This is a genomic window from Alistipes sp. AF14-19 (genome assembly GCF_003461645.1).
In the GTDB taxonomy this organism is placed as follows: domain Bacteria; phylum Bacteroidota; class Bacteroidia; order Bacteroidales; family Rikenellaceae; genus Alistipes; species Alistipes shahii.
On the sequence record NZ_QTXM01000019.1, the window covers coordinates 1 to 16,351 of the forward strand.

The window sequence follows — 16,351 nt, forward strand, 5'->3', positions numbered from 1 at the left end:
AAATGTTTATCTTTAATTATCAATCACTGTAAACCTTTTTCAGGACGGGACAGAGGGCTTTCATCTTCTCGATGTGCTCGTCGTATTTCTTATTGAGCTTGTCGAGTTCTTCGCCTTGTTTTTTCAGATTCTCTTTCGCTTTTTCGGTCGACGAATTGAACCAACTAAACGCCTTGACGAGGGCATAAACGGCCGCGATTGCCGCGATAATTGCCGCGACGATAACCCCGATTGGGTTTGCAAAAAGCGCCGCCGTGAATTTCCATACTGCGGCGGTTCCGGCGTTTGTGGCAACCGTCCCGGCGGCCATCGCCGACGTCCGGGCGGTTTCCGCTTTCGTCTGTGCCCATGTTGCAACCGCTTGTGCTTTTTGCATGACGATAGACTGTTTCTGCAACATGTTCTGCACGGATTGGATGGCCACGAGTGCGCCGAGCGTCTGCGTTATAATGCCGATAGCTTTGTCGAGGTCTTTATTTTCGACCCCTAACTGCTTTGAAAGTATCGACCATTGTGCCCATAGCTGCAAAAGATTTTGCGTCCCCTTGATGAGCACGTCGAGTTGCGCCGTGTCGGATGCCCCGGCATTGATGCCAGCCTCGACGTCAGCAAGGGCGTCTTTCATATTTGCGGCGACGCCCAGCAGGTCTTGATACTCTTGCGTCGTTTCTTTGCCCTCGTATTTCATCTGCGCGAGTTGCTGACGAATTACACCTAATTGCGTTTCGAGCGGCTTGATGTCGGGATAGTTACCCACGTTCCGGTAAAACCTTTGCGTACCCTCTTCCGATTCGAGCAGCGCATCGGTTATTTCGTTGATCTGTTTTTTGAGTGCCTCGCCCTCTGCGCTTTTCTGCATGGCTGCACTCATTGAATCGTACTGTTTTGTGAGGTTCGACAGTTCGGCGCGCAGTTTTCGGTTCGACCCCTCTTCCTCGCGGGCCGCCTTGATGTTGTTCTGCACCTCCTTTTCAACCTCGCGCAACTCGCGCTTGTAGGCGGTCTGTTCGGCGCGTAGCTTCGCCAGTTCCTCGCGGTCGGCGGCGGTGGCTTCTCCCTTTTTCTTGATCGCCTCGCGCAGGGCCTTTTCCTTTGCCGTCGATTCCTCGATCTTGGCGTTGTAGTCGGCTATCAACTTGATAGCTTCCGCGTTGTCGACTTGCACCTCGACGACGCGGGTTGTTGTGTTTTCTGCCATTTGTTATGCGTTTTTCGTGGTTTGTTCTGCGATGATGTAGCTATACGTGTCGTCATATTCCGGGGTGATGGAGTTTATTTCGATTCCGCCGACTATTCGCGTAATCGTCGGGCCGATCACTTTCATTTGCCCGGCAGGAAAGATGATCGTTTGCTGTACGAGGGCAACACCGTCGTACGTGTAGGGGGTTATCACGACATCGAGGTCTGACGCAGGCGCAGCGCTGGCTGTTATGTAAATAGCGACGTCTTCCCATTGCCAGCCGATAGATACCGCCTGCGATGGGCGTTCCGGTTCTTGGACAACCGTTTCCGGCAACTGCACGGCCTTGACCTCGCAGGCTTTATTCGCTGTCGACTGGATGCTGACGATGCCGTAGAATTTCCCATATTGGCGCAGGTAGAACGGGATTGAATAGTCCAGCGATTTCAAATCGTATTCGTCCAACATGATCTGCTCCGTAATGGTTATTGCGCTGTTGAGCAGACGTGATAGGGTGGAATAGTATTTCGATAGCAAGGTCGTGAAATCGAGGTCGTCGAATGCAAGCATAGCCAGCCCGGAACCGTCGCTGATAAGGCGCATAATCCGGTCTTTGACTTGTACGGTGTCGACGGCTGTTCCGTCATCGTTCAGTTCGTAGTGCCGTATCGTCGAGCCGTCCGATGGAGCGAAAGGCAATGTTATAACGGTCTTTTCGGCGTCTAAAATCTCGCTGTCGATTTTCAGATTGCCGTCGGCATTCGTGAAAACCGTATCGTCTTCTTTGTACTTGAAATAGTTGTTGCGGCAGTAGTCGTTGATTTTGTATTCCGTGGTCTTCGGCTCGTCGTCATTGCTTCGGACGAATTTATCCGACCAATCGCACGCCTGCGCTTTGTTCTCCTGTAAGGTGTCGAGCGATACGAATTTCAGATTATTGACGTTTGTGGGGTCGGGTACGGCAAAGATGCCGAACATTCCGCAGATCGCCTTGATGAAGTCGATTTGCGAGATTTCGGGCAGGTTTTGAGGTATCGGAAATAAACTCGGATAGATGATATTTTCGAAGTCTTCCGTAATCGTAAGTTTGGTATTTCCCAATCTCGAACCGGAAATTACCGATGTCCCGTTATGTGGAAACAGGCGCAGGTAGTCATATTCTCCCCACGTGATTTCCTCTTCAATGTCGGCGAAATAATACGTTTTTTGATACGCATACGTTCCTGTTGACGACGATACCGACGATGACCCGATACTGACGGCTATTTGCGTCGTTGTTTCGTCGCGGTCGCTGTATCGTGTCGCTCGGATATATACGCGGCTGGGGAATCCGTTGGAGCTATTGGAATATAGAACCATTCCCAACTGTGCCCCCGATCGGTTTACAATGGATATAATCACCTTTGTTGCGTTGTCGACCTTACGGATTTTGGTATTATCATCCGGGTCGAAAACACCGTGTCTATCTGTCCCGTTATTGCCCGCGATAGAATATCCCCAAAAGCCGTTGCTGTACGTTATGAATGGATATATAGATACCGTGGCCTCCGCCTCATTGCTTGCGTCTGATGCGTTTCGACTCAAGCATGGAATCGCTATCGCTCGCAATGCGCTGGCGTACTTGCTCGGCATTTCGAACGTGAATCCGGCCTGCTTGGTTATCTTGTCGAGAATCCACCACGTGGTAGCGCTGGGGTGGAAATTGGCAAGACTGGCATTCGACACGCCGCAGTCGTATTTCGCAAATCCGTATCCGGTGGATTTCATTTGCGACAGGGTCGTCGCTGTGGTATTTGCATTCCACGTCAGCGCTTCGGTTCCGGTCAACTCGTTCAACTTGGCCGCTTTGTCGACCCACGTTTGAAAGTTTGCCATCACGCCCCAATAAAGCGCGATTTCGTAGGTTTCAGACGAAGATAGCAGCACGGCATATCCGACGCGGACGACCTCGATTCCATTCCGAACAAGGCGGGCCGAATATCGGTTGTATCGCTTATCGGATACATAGGCGGGCGCCCCCGGATTGTCGAATATCTTTCGGTTGCGTGTTGTCTTCGGGCATTGAATCGTCTGCGAATTCGACGACGTAATTTTCGATATGTCGCCGAGCAGGTTAGACTTGTAGTTGAGGGTCGTCGCCGCATCCGGTTTAAGGTCGACGGCCTCGCCGTTGATATATAATTCCTCCGTCATGGTTACAGCATTTGTGCGCTCAGCGCAGGCTCCTCGATTGAGAAAATAAAATCTTGGTAATGCTTCGTCGTCTTCTCGTAGCTGCCAGCAACGATATTGACGCGGTGCCACAGCGGCGCGTCGTTGGCGTCGTATCCGTCGAAAACATCCACGACGACCGACTGCGCGAGTGTGAGCAGGAAATCATACGTTTCGGAATCGACCAACTTTGCTCCCAGCGAACGGGTCTTTTTCCGGGATAGGCTTTGCCGGACTGACGTTTCGATATTCACGCCGTCTATGTAAGCGGTCGGGACATTCATATCGTCACGCTCCCATGTCGAGGATGTCGAAACGGTCGACGCGCTGCCGATCTCCTTGAACAGGTAGTAACAATAGCGCCCCTGTTGGTCTATCCAGCGCAGATAGACACCGTTTGCGCTCCGGTCTATGTCGAGTGTATAGCCAACCATGCCGACAGCCTCCTCGTCGTTTTTCAGCACGAGGCTATGCGGTACGGCGATATGCACCGAACGGGCGACGGTCGAGGGGTCGATCACTCTTGCCGGATTCAGCAGGTAGCGGTGGTATGGGGTCGCACCTTCCGCGTCCTCGTTGTGGTTGTAAAACATGATGTCGGACTGTTTACCGTCGATCAGCACGTCGAACGATGTTCCGTTCTTGGCGAAGACATCAACCGTAAACGGATAGCGGACGAACCATTTGCGACGCATGATGCCGCCGGATGATTCGCGGGCGGATATTGTGCCCCAAATAGCGTCTATCCCAAACGTGCCGAGATAGAATTGACTGCCGTTGCGATACCAGTATATCGTAGCGTAGATATTCTTTTTCAGCGGGGAATCGACGAACGCCTTGCTGTAATCAATCACTCCCTGCGCAACGTTATTGAACAACAGTTGCAGATACCGCCGTACATCGAAATATGCGGCCCCATTGAACGGCTCGCGCTCTTCGCTGTACGATTGCTGCGCTTGGCGGTCGGTTAAGACCATTTCTAATTTGTCATACGTTGTGGGAATTTTCGTGATTTTGAAAATCGCCGGGACGAATGCGAAATGCGTTGCATTGGGATATTCGACTACTGTTCCCGTGCTGCTGTGTGTAAATGTTCTGCTCATGGTCTATTGTCTTAAAATTGATTCGACGATCTGTGCATCGAAAAGCCCCGCCAGCCTATCGGCGATGCGGTCGGATAGGGCCGCTATTTCGGGCGTGAAGATGTCTTCGCGGCCGCCGTTACGGAATAGGGCCGACCCCTCCGTCATTATTTTGGTCGCTGCTCCCCACGCTGAAATATCTACACCCTTTGCTGCGGCCCAGTCCGCGATGATGTCGATAAACCATTTCGGGGCGGACGGATAGACCGACCCGTCGCGGCGTCGGCGAAAATGCTGTGACAGCCACGGTTGCGTGCCGGTTTCGAGTGCTGCAAAATATGGGCGGGCGTCCATCGTTCCCGTGGTTACGCCGCCATTGGTCGTTACGGCTATTGTGATGCTGTCGGCGGTTGTGCCCGTCGTCCGTTGTCCCGCGGCGACGTGGTGCTCGATAATTTTCTGCCGTGCCCGGTCGAGTTCTTCGGCGACGATTCGGTCGGCTTCGAGTTCTATTCTTTGTACGTCCATAGCTACAAGCCGTAATCGAAGCAGACGCCCGCCTGTTCTTGGAGTGTCAGCGACAGCGTTACGATACATAGGTTTGCGTCCATCTTGTCGAACGCGACGCGGTAATTGATTTGCCCGGCGACCGGAACGAAAAAGCCGCTTTCGTTTACGGCGACGATGAATCGCACGGCAAGACCTTTCAGCCGCTCGGCGATCTCCTGCGCCTCGGCTCCTTTGTAGTCGAGCGGCATAGCGTCGGCAAAGGAGATAAGGCAGGACGGAGCGTCGCGCACGAAGCCCTGCGACGTGAAATTCAGAAAACCCGCCACGGGTTGCACGTAGAGGCAGGCGGGCAGCGTGAGGCCGTCGGGGTGCGTAACCTCGCGGCGATCTCCTTGACGCCGGAATCGGTCGAACGCTTGATTGGCGCGGAACCACGATTCGCACAGATAGGTAAGGCCCATCGCCTCGGCGATCTCCTTGACTTTGTTTTCGACTGTCGGTTTTTCCATAGGTCTATTTGTTTTTGTTGGCCATTATTTCGCGCAGTCGCCGTTCAAAGGCGATCCGCTCGTTGTCGATTCGCATACACTCGCAGACGCGCACCCATGCCACCTTTGCGGCGTCGTCTTGGTCTTGGTAGCCCTGTCGGTGGGCGTACCAGTCGATGATGCCGAACGGCCCGAAATCAAGGTCGTTTATTCCGGCTTTGATCTCTTCGGGCGTCGGCTGGTTGCTTGTGCTTGCGAACAACGCTGCGATGCGCTCCAATTCTCGCCCGACCCAAAAGACGAAACCGAGCATTTTGTCTGCCCGTTCGTTGTAGCAGCGCCGGGGATGTACTTTCAGAATGACGGACGCGATTTGCTCTATAAGAGCGTGCACCCCGTCTGCCTGCAAGCTGAACAGGTCGCCGATAGTTAGATCGTTGAGGTTTAGAGGCGTGCGCACGCCGCATACTTTGTTTGGCTTCGGCAGGGTTTGCAATGCTGTACGCGATTCGGGCGTCAGCACTCGTTCGATAGCGAGCACCTGCCGGGTCGTCCGTTTCTTGATTGTTATTTTCATCAGTTTTCCTGTTTAATCCACTTTTGCCGCCGGGGCGGTAGTTTATTCGTCTTTCAAATTTTACCAGCAGAAACAGCCCGAAAACAGCTTTTCACGAAAGCCGCCCGACGCGGGCGCGCATACCTTTCGGCTGCGGGACGATTTCGTAGTACATGCGCATCATCAGCGGGTCGAAATAGTCGGGCGACCGACCGAGTACGGCTTTCATCTCTCGTTTGTCGATGATCCGTTTCTTGCTCGTGTCGGCGTCGACGTCGCGGGCGACAAGGCAGGCTTCCAGCTCTTCGGCAATGGTCGATTGCAGTTCTTCCGGGCAGTCGATGCAGAGCAGCCCCGCATTGATAACCTCCGCCAGTTTGAACGCGCATTGCGATTTGAGGTTGAAATACGTGTTATCTGGCGCGGGCGCTCCTCCGTGGAACGTCTTGATGCCCTCCAAATACGAATCGAGGTACTGCCCCAGTCCGTCAGAATCGGCGATGATGTTGGAGCGCCGGACGCCGTGCCGCCTCGATTCGTCGCGCAGGTCGGTTTCGATCTCCTTGCCCGTGCTGTATGGTTTGTCGATAGCGAGTTTAGCGGCCATTCCCGTCCAGTTGAACGCGACGAAGCGGTCACGGCCTTTCATGGCAAGGTCGGCACTGATACGCCGCACGCCGTCGCCCGTCTGCCGCTCGTTCGTGAAGCAGTCGAGGATGGCGTCGTAGTCGGCGAGTTGGTTTGCGTTGCTCTCGTATTCCCATTTGCCGAGCAGTAGACGTAGCCGAATCGACTTGACGCCGATTGATTCGAGCGTTCGAATGTAATCGGGCGTGATAAACGGGTTGTCGTAGACCAACGCCTGAACGAATGCGCAGTCTTTCGGTAACGTTCCGTCGATATGCGGTTTGTAGAAATGCTTATACAGCCAATTCTTTTTCGGATTGCAGGTTATGAGCATCTTCGCTTCCAGTCCGTATTCCTCGTTGAGATGCCGCCCGATTCGGGATTTCAGCACCTCGTAGGCCATATAATGAACCTCTCCGGCCTCCTCTATCCAACCACCTGTAAACTCTTTCGACCCCAGCCGCTCGAACATCGGGTCTTTCTGCGGATAGAATGTCAAGTCGAGCAGTACGATTTCCGACCCGTTCGTAAACTTGATGCCGTCGTCCGTTATCCGGTAGTCTGTGAATCCGTAGGAATCGGCGACCTTGCCGAACGTGACCAGCACGGATTCGCGGCTATCCTTGATGTTGTTTCGGCCGACGAACCAGCGCGTTTTCGGGAACGCCCAGCAGCAACGCATAAGCCAGTCGCACCCCAACCACGATTTGCCGCCGCCTGCTGCGCCGCCATAGACGACGTATCGGATTCGCGGGTCGGCCAAGTGGCGGTAGGCAAGCAACTGTTTGTAGTTGACGCGCTGCTGTTCTTCGCGCTGTTGTAGTCCGTCGGTAAACATGTGTTATTCGTCTTCTTCCGATAGTTTCCGTTCGCGCTCCTCGTCGATACGGCGGACGATTTCGTCGATGCCCGGCACGACGGGCAGCACCGACGAAAACCCCTTGAATTCCTTTCCGCCCGATGTGATGTCGACCTGTACCTTGTCGAGGCCGAGCAGTTTGTCGCGGCGTTCCTCCCATTTGCGGATTTCGGCGAGGATTCGCACGTCGCCGACGGGTTCCTCCGTGACACTCGACGTTTCCGATTCGAGCGGAACGGGGGCGTCGAGAGGCTTGCCGACGACAGGATTTCCGAACGTGTTTATATCGACGAGTGTCGTGCGAACCTTTGCCCGCTTGACAACTCGTTTCTGCTTGCTGGCTTCGTACAGCCGCCACAGTTCCGCGATGGCGCGGTCGCACTCCATCAGCGCCTCGTCGCACGCCTGCTGTGTGTTGCTCGCGGCTTCGGCTCGCCATTCGCTGACGAGCAAATCCCAATCGGTCTTGATCGTCTTCGGCGTTACCGAATACCCTAACTGCCGTTCGACCTCTGCGGCGATCTGACGAAACGGCATCCGCCGTTCGAGGCGCAGATGCGACACGAGCGGCAGACGGGCATTCCGGCGGTCTTTCGCCGATTTGTTGTTGCTTGGGTGTGATGCCATTGGTCGTTACTTTTTAACCGATTCGCGCAGTATCTTCGGCACGGCGTACCGCCATTTGATGTGATGATGCAGCCGCCGATGGGCGGTTCCCATTGCCGAAACAACCACGCATGACGGGCAATACATGACCGTGTAGAAACTCTTTACATACGTGCCCGCGTCCAAGTACAATTCCGTCATGCCGCCGCTGTTGCTCTGCGTTTCGAGTTGGTCGAGGCCGATTTGTAGGATGGACAGAAATACCCCCCCCCGCGACCCCAGCAGGACGTAGGTATTGACGTCTTCGTTGATACGGCCGACGAATTGAAACGGTCGGTCGACGGAGCAGATAAACGAATTCATGGCCTTGCGCATCGGCTGTATTCCGTCGTTGAATCTCGTCGCCTTTTCGCCGCCGATATAATCGCCGCCTTGTCCGATTGCAAGGGTCAGCATTGGGGCGGAATTGAAATAGTCGAGCAGCATGTCGAATACCGCGTCGAGGTCTTGGACGTCTGCGCCGTGCCAGCGTAGCTGGTCGTCGAACCGGAATTTGAAATACGTGTAGTCGTCGTCCAGTTCGATGAAATGTGTCGCCCCGATCTGCTGGGCCAGCTCGAAACAGGCGTTGCGGGCGTAGATGATTGCCCGGCGGTCGCCGAAATTGTCGCCCTCGTCGAATGTCTTTGCGATCTCCGATTTGGAAAAGACGAGCACGTCGCCGAAACGTTTGCGATATTCCGGCAGCGTCTTGTCTTCGTCGTCGCAGACGATGTATATTTTCCCCGTGTACCCGTGTTTGCGCAGTTTCTCGTAGGTCAACACCCGGTCGGGGCGTCCGTGCGTCAGAATGAACGCGACGAACCCGTTATGCCTCATTGCCATACTCCCGTGTGTATTCGTTTCGTATTTCGTCCGACAATCGGATGTAGCCCTTTTCGATGGCTTTGCCGAAGTCGATAATGACCAGCGCCGAATCTTCCATAAGCTCCTGCATTTCTTTCGAGGCGTGTGCGTAGTAGTCGGCAATCTTGGCGTAGTCGAACACCGTATGCCGTGCGGCAGCCTGCCGCAGGAACTCTTTTTCGTCGGGCGATACGTTCGACGCCTCGATCTTTGCCAGCAGTTCGTCGGTTCGGCCGCTGTCGGTCAGCGTCGATAAGTCCGGTTTTTCGTTCTTCGGCTCGTAGACGGGCGACGTGATTTTGTGCGTGTAGTGCTCGTCGGCTTCCCCGTCGCCGCCACAGCGTCGCCCCGTTATATCGTTAGGGTCGATGCCATTTGCCGCGGCCAACGCCTCGATGGCCGATTTCGGGAGTAGGTCGATGTCGAAACCATCGTCGATGATCGCCGCGATGTCGTACTCGTTCGCCAACATGTCAATATCGAACGTGCCGAACGATAGGTTGTCTTTGATGATGAACTGCTGCTGCTCGTCTTCGTCGAGTTCCGAGGCGTAAAGCGTCGGCACGGTCGGGTGCATCTGCCATTCGCGCCAGTAGTTCAGCAGCGCGGATTGTTTCGCCTCGTCGAAATGCCGGAACCGATACGACGCCCGCAAGATTTCTGCGAGGTCGTCGAATCCGAGTTCGTGAATGTATTTCAGCGCCCGCAAGCGCATATTTCCGGCAAGGGCGATATTCCGGTCGTCCACGACGACGGGGCGGTAATACAAGCCTTTCGGCAGCAGTAGCAGGGATTTGACCAGTTCGGCGAAATCGTCTTCGGTGATTTGTCGCGGGTTGTGCTCGCTGGTATTGAGCGCGCCGACCTGCATTTCGATAGTTTGCGGAATTTTCATAGGCCCGGTATGCGTTTACTCTGTATTGGTTACCAGCACAAAGATATGTAAAAAGCGTGTAAATAATACACGCTTCGATTAAGATTTTATCAACGGTCAGCCTTTCGAAATCCGGTCGCTGCATTTATCAATGAAGCACACGGATTCCTGATGCAGTTCGCACCAACCCTGCCCCTCGTCGTCTTCGTCAGCGAAAAGGGCGCAACTGCCGCAACCGATGGCGCGCATCTTGTCGCAATCCTCTTTGCAGGCGGCGGCACATTCCGGGCACAGAATCACGTCGTCGCGGGTAACTACAAATCCGTCGCAATCGGGGCAGCCCGTATTCTCGCAGTTTTCGCACTGCACAATTTCTTCCCCACATTTGGGGCAAGTCGCGGTCGTTTGTTTTTTGTCCATCTTTATTTTGGTTTTGAGTTATTAAGGGCGGCATTCATTTGCCGCAACATTTCTTGTATTTCAAACCACTACCGCATGGGCACGGTTCGTTGCGGCCAATCTTCTCTCCGCTTCGAACGTATGTCCTGCCACCTCCGTTGGCGCATCGTTCGCAGATGGGACGACAATAACCGTCGTATTTGTAAATCCTCGGTCGGCCGCAGATGGCACACCGTTCCTGTACGGTAGTTTCCGGGGCAATAGCTTTGTTATTCATTGTAATAAGAATTCAAGTTCGGCGATTTGCGTGTGTTTGAACTGCGCGCCTGCGCGTGTCAGATACTCTTTTTTCTGCTCTTTCAATTTGTAGCGGTCGGCAGATGCGGTGATTCGATCTACCTGCCCGCGCAGTTGGTCGAGCATCATTCGCACACCCTCTTCCGGGGTTGCCTCGACAAAGCGGATAAGGCGGCGCAAGTGGGCGATCTCGTTGTTGTGGTCGCCGATCATGCGGCGGATCTTCTTGCTGCGTTTTGCATCGGCCTCTGTTACCCCCCCCCGAACCGACCATATTTTTTCGTCTTCGCTTCGGAGCGCTTCGATAGTCGCGATTTCGTCGCGGATAAGCCTGTTAAGGTCTTCAGCTGTTTTCATGGCTACCGTAATTTTTCGATTATTGATGTAAGGTTCTGCATATAGTCTGTATTGGGATTTTCGCCGTGAGTGCCGACCAGTCGGACGTACAGCCATTCGAGGAATTCGGCGTCGTTTGAGGGCGATTCGTTGGTTGTGCGGTTTCGCTCGTCCACTCCGTAGATGTATCCGATGATCTTTTTCGCTGCATTTACCGTTTCGCGCATAGACCAATATGGGGTCAGTTTGTGCGGTTCAAATATCCCGACGAGGGATTCGAGCACGGCGAGCAGGTCGGGCGCGGCTGCCAATAGTCGGGCGTTGGCCTCGATGCGTTGTTCCGGCATCGGGCGCGGGTTATTGCGCAGTACCTCTGCGACGGGAGCGCAGCCGACAGCGTCGCCGGAAATCGAAACGATGGTATATTCTACGACGCCGTTTTTGTGTTCGTGTCCGTCAACCCGCCACGGGCCGGGCGTCCCTCTGAATTTCGGGTTGTGTGTTGTCATTGTTTCTCGGTTTTTGTTGGTTGATGATTGATTTTGTGTCGTCTGATTTTCCCAAATGCTCGCTCGATCTCTTCGACGGACGGCGGAACTATCGGGCGGGCACAGGTGATTTCGTCCCGTGGTTCGTTATTCGCCGGGCGTGCCATGTACCAGCGTATTTCCGACTGGAATTCCTCTAACGTTCGGCAGACGACGTGTCTGCTTCCGTTCGTGATTGCGAGCGAACGCCATTCGATTTGTGCGTCCGATAGGGCGGAATGTCGGTCGGTAGTTTTCATTTCGATACATAGGGCGTTGAAGCCCCCGCGTCCGAGCAACAGGATAAGGTCGGTAACGCCTGCGGTTACGCCCTCCGCTTTCATTATCGCGGCTTCCGTGCGGCTCCGTGCGCCGCCGTTCGGAACGGCGAACAGGAGTTTGCCGACGGCGGGGTATTGGAGCCGGAACCAACCGACGCACATTCGTTGCATGTGCGATTCAACGTGTCGTGTCATAATCAAAATAGGGTTAGTTGTTTGAACGCCGTTGCACGGCGCTGATCGTCGATTTGCTTGATGATGTTCCGAATGTATCGGGCCAGCGTGCTGTCTTTGATGAATCCGTCTTCGTCGTCCTCGTTGTCGAGATTCGACTGGGAGCGACCGGAACAGTTCGCCAGTTCACGTTCGGCTGATTTGCGGGCATCGAGCAGGGCGGCAAGAATCGCGGCGGCCTCCGTTGGGTATCCCTTTTGCACATCATCAACGAATCCGGCCCCGACGTGATGGCCCGAATTGTGCAAGTTGACGTCCAGCCCGTAATCCCAGCGTCCTGTCGGCGACTGCGCCGTTTTAACCTCCACGATACAATGGTGGTTGAATAATCGGACAGGTCTGTTAGGCGTTAGACATACGTCGTGAATGTTGAAATCGAAACCGTTGTACGATAACGCCACGAATTTACCGCTATCCTGTCCGGCTTTTTCGTGGTTATCAAGCCACGCGCACCACTCTTTGAACGTAAACTGTTGCCCGGTGCATCGGCAGGTATGATGAATGTCTTTCATTTCCGGTAGGGTTTTAACGATTTGAGTTCCGTCGGGAACCAGTAGCAGTCGTAGTCGAGGTAGACGCACCGGCCCGAAAGCTCCGGTTTGCAGAATCCCATTATTATGTGCGGTTCGAACCGCACGCCGTATTCATTCGTGAACGACACCTGCTGCCCGACCCGGAAATCCGTTTCGATACCCGCGTCGGCCGGGTTGTCGTAGATAGGCGGCAACCCTTTTTCGTCGCGCCATTTTCGCCATTCGGCGAAATCTTTACTGTAATCTCTCATCGTTCAGGCGGTTTCCAAGTTTGATGATAAATGTTTCGTGATCGGGTGCACCCCATTCCGGGCGACCTCGGCCAAAATCAACGCCTTTGCACTCCCATAGCATCCGGCGGCGGGTGTAGCCGTAGGAAAAACAAACTGCGTCGTAGTCTTTGAAGAATATAAATACCGGGCTTTCGGTCTCCTCGTCCCCCTCGTCGTATATTACCGTGTCGATAAGCCGCGTTTTCCAGTAACGGGTATTTTCGCGGTACTCTTCGCGCTTATCGCCCCGCTCGATCATTTCGTACCACTCCTTTTTGAGTGGCAAATACAGAATTTTCATCGTCTTGAATCTTTTGCGGGTTCGCCGTTTCGTTCGATCTCGCCGAGCGCTTCGTCGAGGTGGTAGGCCAGCTCTGCGGCCTGTGCAGCCACGCGCCGCGCCCAGTCTGAACGAAGCCTGCCGCCTCCGACGGGTGGGGTTGTTATGATGGCGTGCGCAAGGCTTGCCATTGCGACGGTGGCATACAGTTCGCGTTTCGTGATTCCTGCTGCCGAGAATGTTTCGGGCGAAACTCCCTCGGCCTCGACTGTGATCGTCTGCGGAATAGCCGCCTTACCGAGCATTTCAGCGATTCTGTCGTAGAAATTTGCCGGGGACTTGCCCCGCTTGTCGTTTTTGTTTTTCATCGTGCGTTGTGGTTTTAGATTCGCGGGGTTTGGTAGTGTAGCGTCCAGCCCGCGAAATGTTTGTCGAAAAAGTTATCCCGAAAGAACCGGACATTGGCTTCGACGGCTTCGGCCATCTGCCGCGTGCAGCGGAATGTCAGCCGCTTGCGTTCGGTGTCGATAAATATCAATTCCAGATCGTGAATGAATATCGGCGCAAGCGCCGGATTCATTTGCTTTGCGAGGCCGTAGAAACGTCGGTATTTCGCAAGGAAATCGGCATTGAAGCGTGGCGCGGCGTTTTTATCTTCCTGCGTCCATGTACGCGCAAGCGCCGGGCGGTCGGTAGCGGCTTGTCCGTTTTTACGAATCCAGCCCGACGCCTCGTAATTAGCGCAGAATCGTTCGACCTCGTAATCGGGATTTTGGAAATTCTTGAAAAAAAAGATTTCAAAAAATGTCTCTCTCTCTGCCTCTGCCGCGCGTGCGCGCGAAGAGAGAGATTCTTTTAATTCTTTATATTCTTCTTTATTCCAATCAGCAGTTGAACTGCTGTGATTTATAAGTTTAACCGAGGTCATTTAAGCCTCGGAATTAGTTGTAAATATTTGAAAATTAAGGGATGGAAATACTTGTAAAATCCTTGGAAATCAGTAACTTAAAGTAAAAAATACCCCTATTTTTTGCTTGTTATGATTCCCAAGGACAAAGAGTATAGACTAATAAAAATCTATATGTATATCTGCGATATGTACGAACAAAGCCTCAAATACCATTGCCAAAGATACAGCAATAATTCGAAACCGTTGTTCTCCGACGAGGAAATCCTCACGATTTATTTCTTTGTCGGTCATGAGCAGAAGTACACCCTCATCAAGGATATTCACAACTTCGCTAAAGAGTACTTGCGCGACTGGTTCCCGAACCTGGTGTCCTATCAGACATTCAATTACCGTCTCAACAGGATGGCCGGTGCTGTTAGGGAACTGTCCTCGCAGTTATTAAGGATGTTCAGGCCTTCTGACTGTCAGGATGATACCGTGATTGTTGACTCGATGCCGATAATCACATGCTGCGGAAGAAACCGTACAGGCAAGGTCGCCAGAGATATCGCAGACAAAGGATACTGTTCCACCAAGAACCTGTACTATCATGGACTAAAGCTTCACATGGTAGGATATCGCAGGAAAGGGCATCTTCCTCATCCGTGCCAGATAGCGCTCTCTCCTGCCTCCGAGAATGACCTGAAGGTCTTCCAGAGCGAATGCATGCCGGATCTTTTCAACAAGAAGATCTTCGCTGACAAGATATACCGAAGCAATGACTACTGGGAGCAGGAAAGACGCGATAAGGCCAATGAGTTCTACGCTCCCGTCAAGTCAATCAAAGGGGCTCCTGAAGAAGAGAAGCAGAGAAGCAAGGCCGCTGATGACATTTATTCTCAAGCCGTTTCATCTGTCAGGGAACCCATTGAAGCGCTATTCAGTTGGCTGAACGAAAAAACAAATATTCAAAGAGCTTCAAAGTGCCGCTCTACTTGCGGACTGCTAATTCATACGATGGGAAAGGTAGCCATCGCATTTTTATACCTTATTTTCAACTACTGATTCAAATTCTTTATATATTCTTATACTGTTGTCGCTTGAAAACAGTTGCGTTTGTCGCTCGTTTGTCGATTGATTGTCGTTCTGTTTGTCGTTTTGTTTGGTGTCGTCGCTATAATCATCTGTATTACTGTTAATTATATGTGTTTTCGGTTTGTCGTTTGGTTTGTCGATTTTGGCGACTTTCTTTCCCGCTACCCTCCGCAAACCCTCGTAACTGTTTGTCGGTCGTTTGTCGTTTTTATTTTCTAATGGCTGGTAAGTGTCGAATTTACAAACTGTTATAATGCTTTTGTAGTTTGTCGCACGGACGGATATTTCGCCGGACGCCTGCAAACGAGCTAAACGGGTTCTAATCTGTCGTGTCGTCTGTCCTGTTTCTGCGCACAAACTATCGACGGAGGTAACGAAAGCTCCGCGTTCAATCTCCACTCCTCGCCATCTCGTAGGCAGGTAATTCGCCTTGAGCAGACAAACGACCCACAGTTGCAGCGTGAGCGGGTCGTCGAACCACTCCCATCCGAGCGTGCTGCGATACAACCGCACCCAACCAGTATTTGTTTCGTTTGCCATTGATGCTGATTTGGCCCGTTAAATTTCGCTTTTATTCAGTTCGACGATTAAACCCTTGTCCGCGACGAAAACACGCGCAAAACGGGCTGTTTTGCGCATTTGCGCGGCAAAAGCATCGGCAAGACTGTTTGCGTTCGAAAGGTGCAACAGAACGACTGTCGAAAGTTCCGCCGTTTCGTTCGCCTTGACCATATCGCACGCTGCGTCGATTGATAGATGCGACGTTCGCACGCGCGCTGCCTGTGCCGGGTTCATTGCCCCGCGGGCGATATTATCGTCCAGCTCCTCTTGTGAATAGTTCGCCTCGATCAGAATATGATTCAGCCGCAGGGATTTGAAATTGTACCGGATAAAATGCGTGTCGGTAGCAAATAGCACTTTTCCGCATTCCTCGTGTTCGATGATATATCCGAACGGCTCTGCCGCGTCGTGCTTCACGTCGAACGCCCGGACGACGAAATCGCCGACCGTGACGGACTGCATCGGCCGCAAAGCGTGCGCCCGGTACGCTTTGTCGATATGGCACGCCGCGAGCGTTCCCCGCGAAGCGTAGACGTCGATTGCCCGGTCGGCGTATTTACCGATGTGGGCCGCGTGGTCGCCGTGCTCGTGCGTTACTACTGCACCGACGAACTTTCGGGCGTCGATACCGGTTCGGGCGAACATCGTTTCGGGCGATGCGCCGCACTCGATAACGAGCGCAGACGCTTCGCTCTCCAAAACGTAGCAGTTGCCAGCCGACGACGAGGATATAACGTGCAGCTTCATC

At 53.2% G+C, this 16,351-nt stretch carries 23 protein-coding genes; 1 reads left to right on the plus strand and 22 read right to left on the minus strand.

Annotated features, from left to right (window positions below; translation table 11 throughout):
* Positions 1–19: 19 nt before the first annotated feature.
* From DWW03_RS13355 to DWW03_RS13450, 20 genes are all read right to left on the minus strand, one after another.
* Positions 20–1,198 (minus strand): hypothetical protein, encoded by a 1,179-nt coding sequence (locus DWW03_RS13355; RefSeq protein ID WP_118406861.1) that lies wholly within the window; start codon positions 1,196–1,198, stop codon positions 20–22.
* A 3-nt stretch (positions 1,199–1,201) separates the two neighbouring features.
* Positions 1,202–3,373, minus strand: coding sequence for a hypothetical protein (locus DWW03_RS13360; RefSeq protein ID WP_118406862.1), 2,172 nt, complete (start codon positions 3,371–3,373; stop codon positions 1,202–1,204).
* Between the two features lie 2 nt (positions 3,374–3,375).
* Positions 3,376–4,494 (minus strand): hypothetical protein, encoded by a 1,119-nt coding sequence (locus DWW03_RS13365; protein WP_130064798.1) that lies wholly within the window; start codon positions 4,492–4,494, stop codon positions 3,376–3,378.
* 3 nt (positions 4,495–4,497) lie between these two features.
* Positions 4,498–5,001 carry a hypothetical protein gene (locus DWW03_RS13370; RefSeq protein WP_118406864.1) on the minus strand — a complete coding sequence of 168 codons (504 nt, stop codon included), beginning with the start codon at positions 4,999–5,001 and terminating at the stop codon, positions 4,498–4,500.
* A 2-nt stretch (positions 5,002–5,003) separates the two neighbouring features.
* Positions 5,004–5,492: a hypothetical protein gene (locus DWW03_RS13375; protein ID WP_118406865.1), complete on the minus strand. Its 489-nt coding sequence runs from the start codon at positions 5,490–5,492 to the stop codon at positions 5,004–5,006.
* A gap of 4 nt (positions 5,493–5,496) precedes the next feature.
* Positions 5,497–6,048, minus strand: a complete 552-nt coding sequence (locus tag DWW03_RS13380; RefSeq protein ID WP_118406866.1) for a hypothetical protein — start codon at positions 6,046–6,048, stop codon at positions 5,497–5,499.
* A gap of 91 nt (positions 6,049–6,139) precedes the next feature.
* Complete coding sequence (locus tag DWW03_RS13385; RefSeq protein WP_118406867.1) at positions 6,140–7,492, minus strand: phage terminase large subunit; 1,353 nt, start codon at positions 7,490–7,492, stop codon at positions 6,140–6,142.
* Positions 7,493–7,495: 3 nt separating this feature from the next.
* Positions 7,496–8,140, minus strand: a complete 645-nt coding sequence (locus DWW03_RS13390) for a hypothetical protein (protein ID WP_118406868.1) — start codon at positions 8,138–8,140, stop codon at positions 7,496–7,498.
* A gap of 6 nt (positions 8,141–8,146) precedes the next feature.
* Entirely contained in the window at positions 8,147–9,004 is an 858-nt protein-coding gene (locus tag DWW03_RS13395; protein WP_118406869.1) for a hypothetical protein, read from the minus strand.
* Positions 8,988–9,920 (minus strand): hypothetical protein, encoded by a 933-nt coding sequence (locus tag DWW03_RS13400; protein WP_130064797.1) that lies wholly within the window; start codon positions 9,918–9,920, stop codon positions 8,988–8,990. The genes DWW03_RS13395 and DWW03_RS13400 overlap by 17 nt, the downstream gene beginning before the upstream one ends.
* A 96-nt stretch (positions 9,921–10,016) precedes the next feature.
* Positions 10,017–10,319, minus strand: coding sequence for a hypothetical protein (locus tag DWW03_RS13405; RefSeq protein WP_118406871.1), 303 nt, complete (start codon positions 10,317–10,319; stop codon positions 10,017–10,019).
* A gap of 34 nt (positions 10,320–10,353) precedes the next feature.
* Positions 10,354–10,575 (minus strand): SEC-C metal-binding domain-containing protein, encoded by a 222-nt coding sequence (locus DWW03_RS17095; RefSeq protein ID WP_238614308.1) that lies wholly within the window; start codon positions 10,573–10,575, stop codon positions 10,354–10,356.
* Entirely contained in the window at positions 10,572–10,952 is a 381-nt protein-coding gene (locus DWW03_RS13415) for a hypothetical protein (protein WP_118406872.1), read from the minus strand. The genes DWW03_RS17095 and DWW03_RS13415 overlap by 4 nt, the downstream gene beginning before the upstream one ends.
* 2 nt (positions 10,953–10,954) lie before the next feature.
* Positions 10,955–11,440, minus strand: coding sequence for a hypothetical protein (locus tag DWW03_RS13420; RefSeq protein WP_118406873.1), 486 nt, complete (start codon positions 11,438–11,440; stop codon positions 10,955–10,957).
* Positions 11,437–11,934, minus strand: coding sequence for a VRR-NUC domain-containing protein (locus DWW03_RS13425; RefSeq protein WP_118406874.1), 498 nt, complete (start codon positions 11,932–11,934; stop codon positions 11,437–11,439). The genes DWW03_RS13420 and DWW03_RS13425 overlap by 4 nt, the downstream gene beginning before the upstream one ends.
* A 2-nt stretch (positions 11,935–11,936) precedes the next feature.
* Complete coding sequence (locus DWW03_RS13430) at positions 11,937–12,485, minus strand: hypothetical protein (protein ID WP_118406875.1); 549 nt, start codon at positions 12,483–12,485, stop codon at positions 11,937–11,939.
* The gene (locus tag DWW03_RS13435) at positions 12,482–12,757 is read right to left on the minus strand and encodes a hypothetical protein (RefSeq protein WP_130064795.1); all 276 of its coding nucleotides are present in this window, start codon (positions 12,755–12,757) and stop codon (positions 12,482–12,484) included. Before DWW03_RS13435 ends, DWW03_RS13430 begins: the two co-directional genes overlap by 4 nt.
* The gene (locus tag DWW03_RS13440) at positions 12,741–13,079 is read right to left on the minus strand and encodes a hypothetical protein (protein WP_118406877.1); all 339 of its coding nucleotides are present in this window, start codon (positions 13,077–13,079) and stop codon (positions 12,741–12,743) included. The genes DWW03_RS13435 and DWW03_RS13440 overlap by 17 nt, the downstream gene beginning before the upstream one ends.
* The gene (locus DWW03_RS13445; RefSeq protein ID WP_118406878.1) at positions 13,076–13,426 is read right to left on the minus strand and encodes a hypothetical protein; all 351 of its coding nucleotides are present in this window, start codon (positions 13,424–13,426) and stop codon (positions 13,076–13,078) included. Before DWW03_RS13445 ends, DWW03_RS13440 begins: the two co-directional genes overlap by 4 nt.
* Positions 13,427–13,440: 14 nt before the next feature.
* The gene (locus DWW03_RS13450) at positions 13,441–13,986 is read right to left on the minus strand and encodes a hypothetical protein (protein ID WP_118406879.1); all 546 of its coding nucleotides are present in this window, start codon (positions 13,984–13,986) and stop codon (positions 13,441–13,443) included.
* A gap of 111 nt (positions 13,987–14,097) precedes the next feature.
* Here DWW03_RS13450 and DWW03_RS13455 point away from each other — a divergent pair, with 111 nt between their 5' ends.
* Positions 14,098–15,012, plus strand: coding sequence for a transposase (locus DWW03_RS13455; protein ID WP_204822912.1), 915 nt, complete (start codon positions 14,098–14,100; stop codon positions 15,010–15,012).
* On the opposite strand, the gene DWW03_RS13460 is transcribed toward DWW03_RS13455, so the two are convergent.
* Both DWW03_RS13460 and DWW03_RS13465 read right to left on the minus strand, forming a co-directional pair.
* Complete coding sequence (locus DWW03_RS13460; RefSeq protein WP_118406880.1) at positions 14,989–15,582, minus strand: hypothetical protein; 594 nt, start codon at positions 15,580–15,582, stop codon at positions 14,989–14,991. The genes DWW03_RS13455 and DWW03_RS13460 overlap by 24 nt on opposite strands.
* Positions 15,583–15,600: 18 nt before the next feature.
* Positions 15,601–16,350, minus strand: a complete 750-nt coding sequence (locus tag DWW03_RS13465; protein ID WP_118406881.1) for an MBL fold metallo-hydrolase — start codon at positions 16,348–16,350, stop codon at positions 15,601–15,603.
* Between the last annotated feature and the right edge of the window lies 1 nt (position 16,351).

Coding starts and splice junctions, on each gene's coding strand:
- DWW03_RS13355 (WP_118406861.1), bottom strand. CDS start 1,198: ATGGCAGAAAACACAACAACCCGCGTCGTCGAGGTGCAAGTCGACAAC.
- DWW03_RS13360 (WP_118406862.1), bottom strand. CDS start 3,373: ATGACGGAGGAATTATATATCAACGGCGAGGCCGTCGACCTTAAACCG.
- DWW03_RS13365 (WP_130064798.1), bottom strand. CDS start 4,494: ATGAGCAGAACATTTACACACAGCAGCACGGGAACAGTAGTCGAATAT.
- DWW03_RS13370 (WP_118406864.1), bottom strand. CDS start 5,001: ATGGACGTACAAAGAATAGAACTCGAAGCCGACCGAATCGTCGCCGAA.
- DWW03_RS13375 (WP_118406865.1), bottom strand. CDS start 5,492: ATGGAAAAACCGACAGTCGAAAACAAAGTCAAGGAGATCGCCGAGGCG.
- DWW03_RS13380 (WP_118406866.1), bottom strand. CDS start 6,048: ATGAAAATAACAATCAAGAAACGGACGACCCGGCAGGTGCTCGCTATC.
- DWW03_RS13385 (WP_118406867.1), bottom strand. CDS start 7,492: ATGTTTACCGACGGACTACAACAGCGCGAAGAACAGCAGCGCGTCAAC.
- DWW03_RS13390 (WP_118406868.1), bottom strand. CDS start 8,140: ATGGCATCACACCCAAGCAACAACAAATCGGCGAAAGACCGCCGGAAT.
- DWW03_RS13395 (WP_118406869.1), bottom strand. CDS start 9,004: ATGGCAATGAGGCATAACGGGTTCGTCGCGTTCATTCTGACGCACGGA.
- DWW03_RS13400 (WP_130064797.1), bottom strand. CDS start 9,920: ATGAAAATTCCGCAAACTATCGAAATGCAGGTCGGCGCGCTCAATACC.
- DWW03_RS13405 (WP_118406871.1), bottom strand. CDS start 10,319: ATGGACAAAAAACAAACGACCGCGACTTGCCCCAAATGTGGGGAAGAA.
- DWW03_RS17095 (WP_238614308.1), bottom strand. CDS start 10,575: ATGAATAACAAAGCTATTGCCCCGGAAACTACCGTACAGGAACGGTGT.
- DWW03_RS13415 (WP_118406872.1), bottom strand. CDS start 10,952: ATGAAAACAGCTGAAGACCTTAACAGGCTTATCCGCGACGAAATCGCG.
- DWW03_RS13420 (WP_118406873.1), bottom strand. CDS start 11,440: ATGACAACACACAACCCGAAATTCAGAGGGACGCCCGGCCCGTGGCGG.
- DWW03_RS13425 (WP_118406874.1), bottom strand. CDS start 11,934: ATGACACGACACGTTGAATCGCACATGCAACGAATGTGCGTCGGTTGG.
- DWW03_RS13430 (WP_118406875.1), bottom strand. CDS start 12,485: ATGAAAGACATTCATCATACCTGCCGATGCACCGGGCAACAGTTTACG.
- DWW03_RS13435 (WP_130064795.1), bottom strand. CDS start 12,757: ATGAGAGATTACAGTAAAGATTTCGCCGAATGGCGAAAATGGCGCGAC.
- DWW03_RS13440 (WP_118406877.1), bottom strand. CDS start 13,079: ATGAAAATTCTGTATTTGCCACTCAAAAAGGAGTGGTACGAAATGATC.
- DWW03_RS13445 (WP_118406878.1), bottom strand. CDS start 13,426: ATGAAAAACAAAAACGACAAGCGGGGCAAGTCCCCGGCAAATTTCTAC.
- DWW03_RS13450 (WP_118406879.1), bottom strand. CDS start 13,986: ATGACCTCGGTTAAACTTATAAATCACAGCAGTTCAACTGCTGATTGG.
- DWW03_RS13455 (WP_204822912.1), top strand. CDS start 14,098: ATGATTCCCAAGGACAAAGAGTATAGACTAATAAAAATCTATATGTAT.
- DWW03_RS13460 (WP_118406880.1), bottom strand. CDS start 15,582: ATGGCAAACGAAACAAATACTGGTTGGGTGCGGTTGTATCGCAGCACG.
- DWW03_RS13465 (WP_118406881.1), bottom strand. CDS start 16,350: ATGAAGCTGCACGTTATATCCTCGTCGTCGGCTGGCAACTGCTACGTT.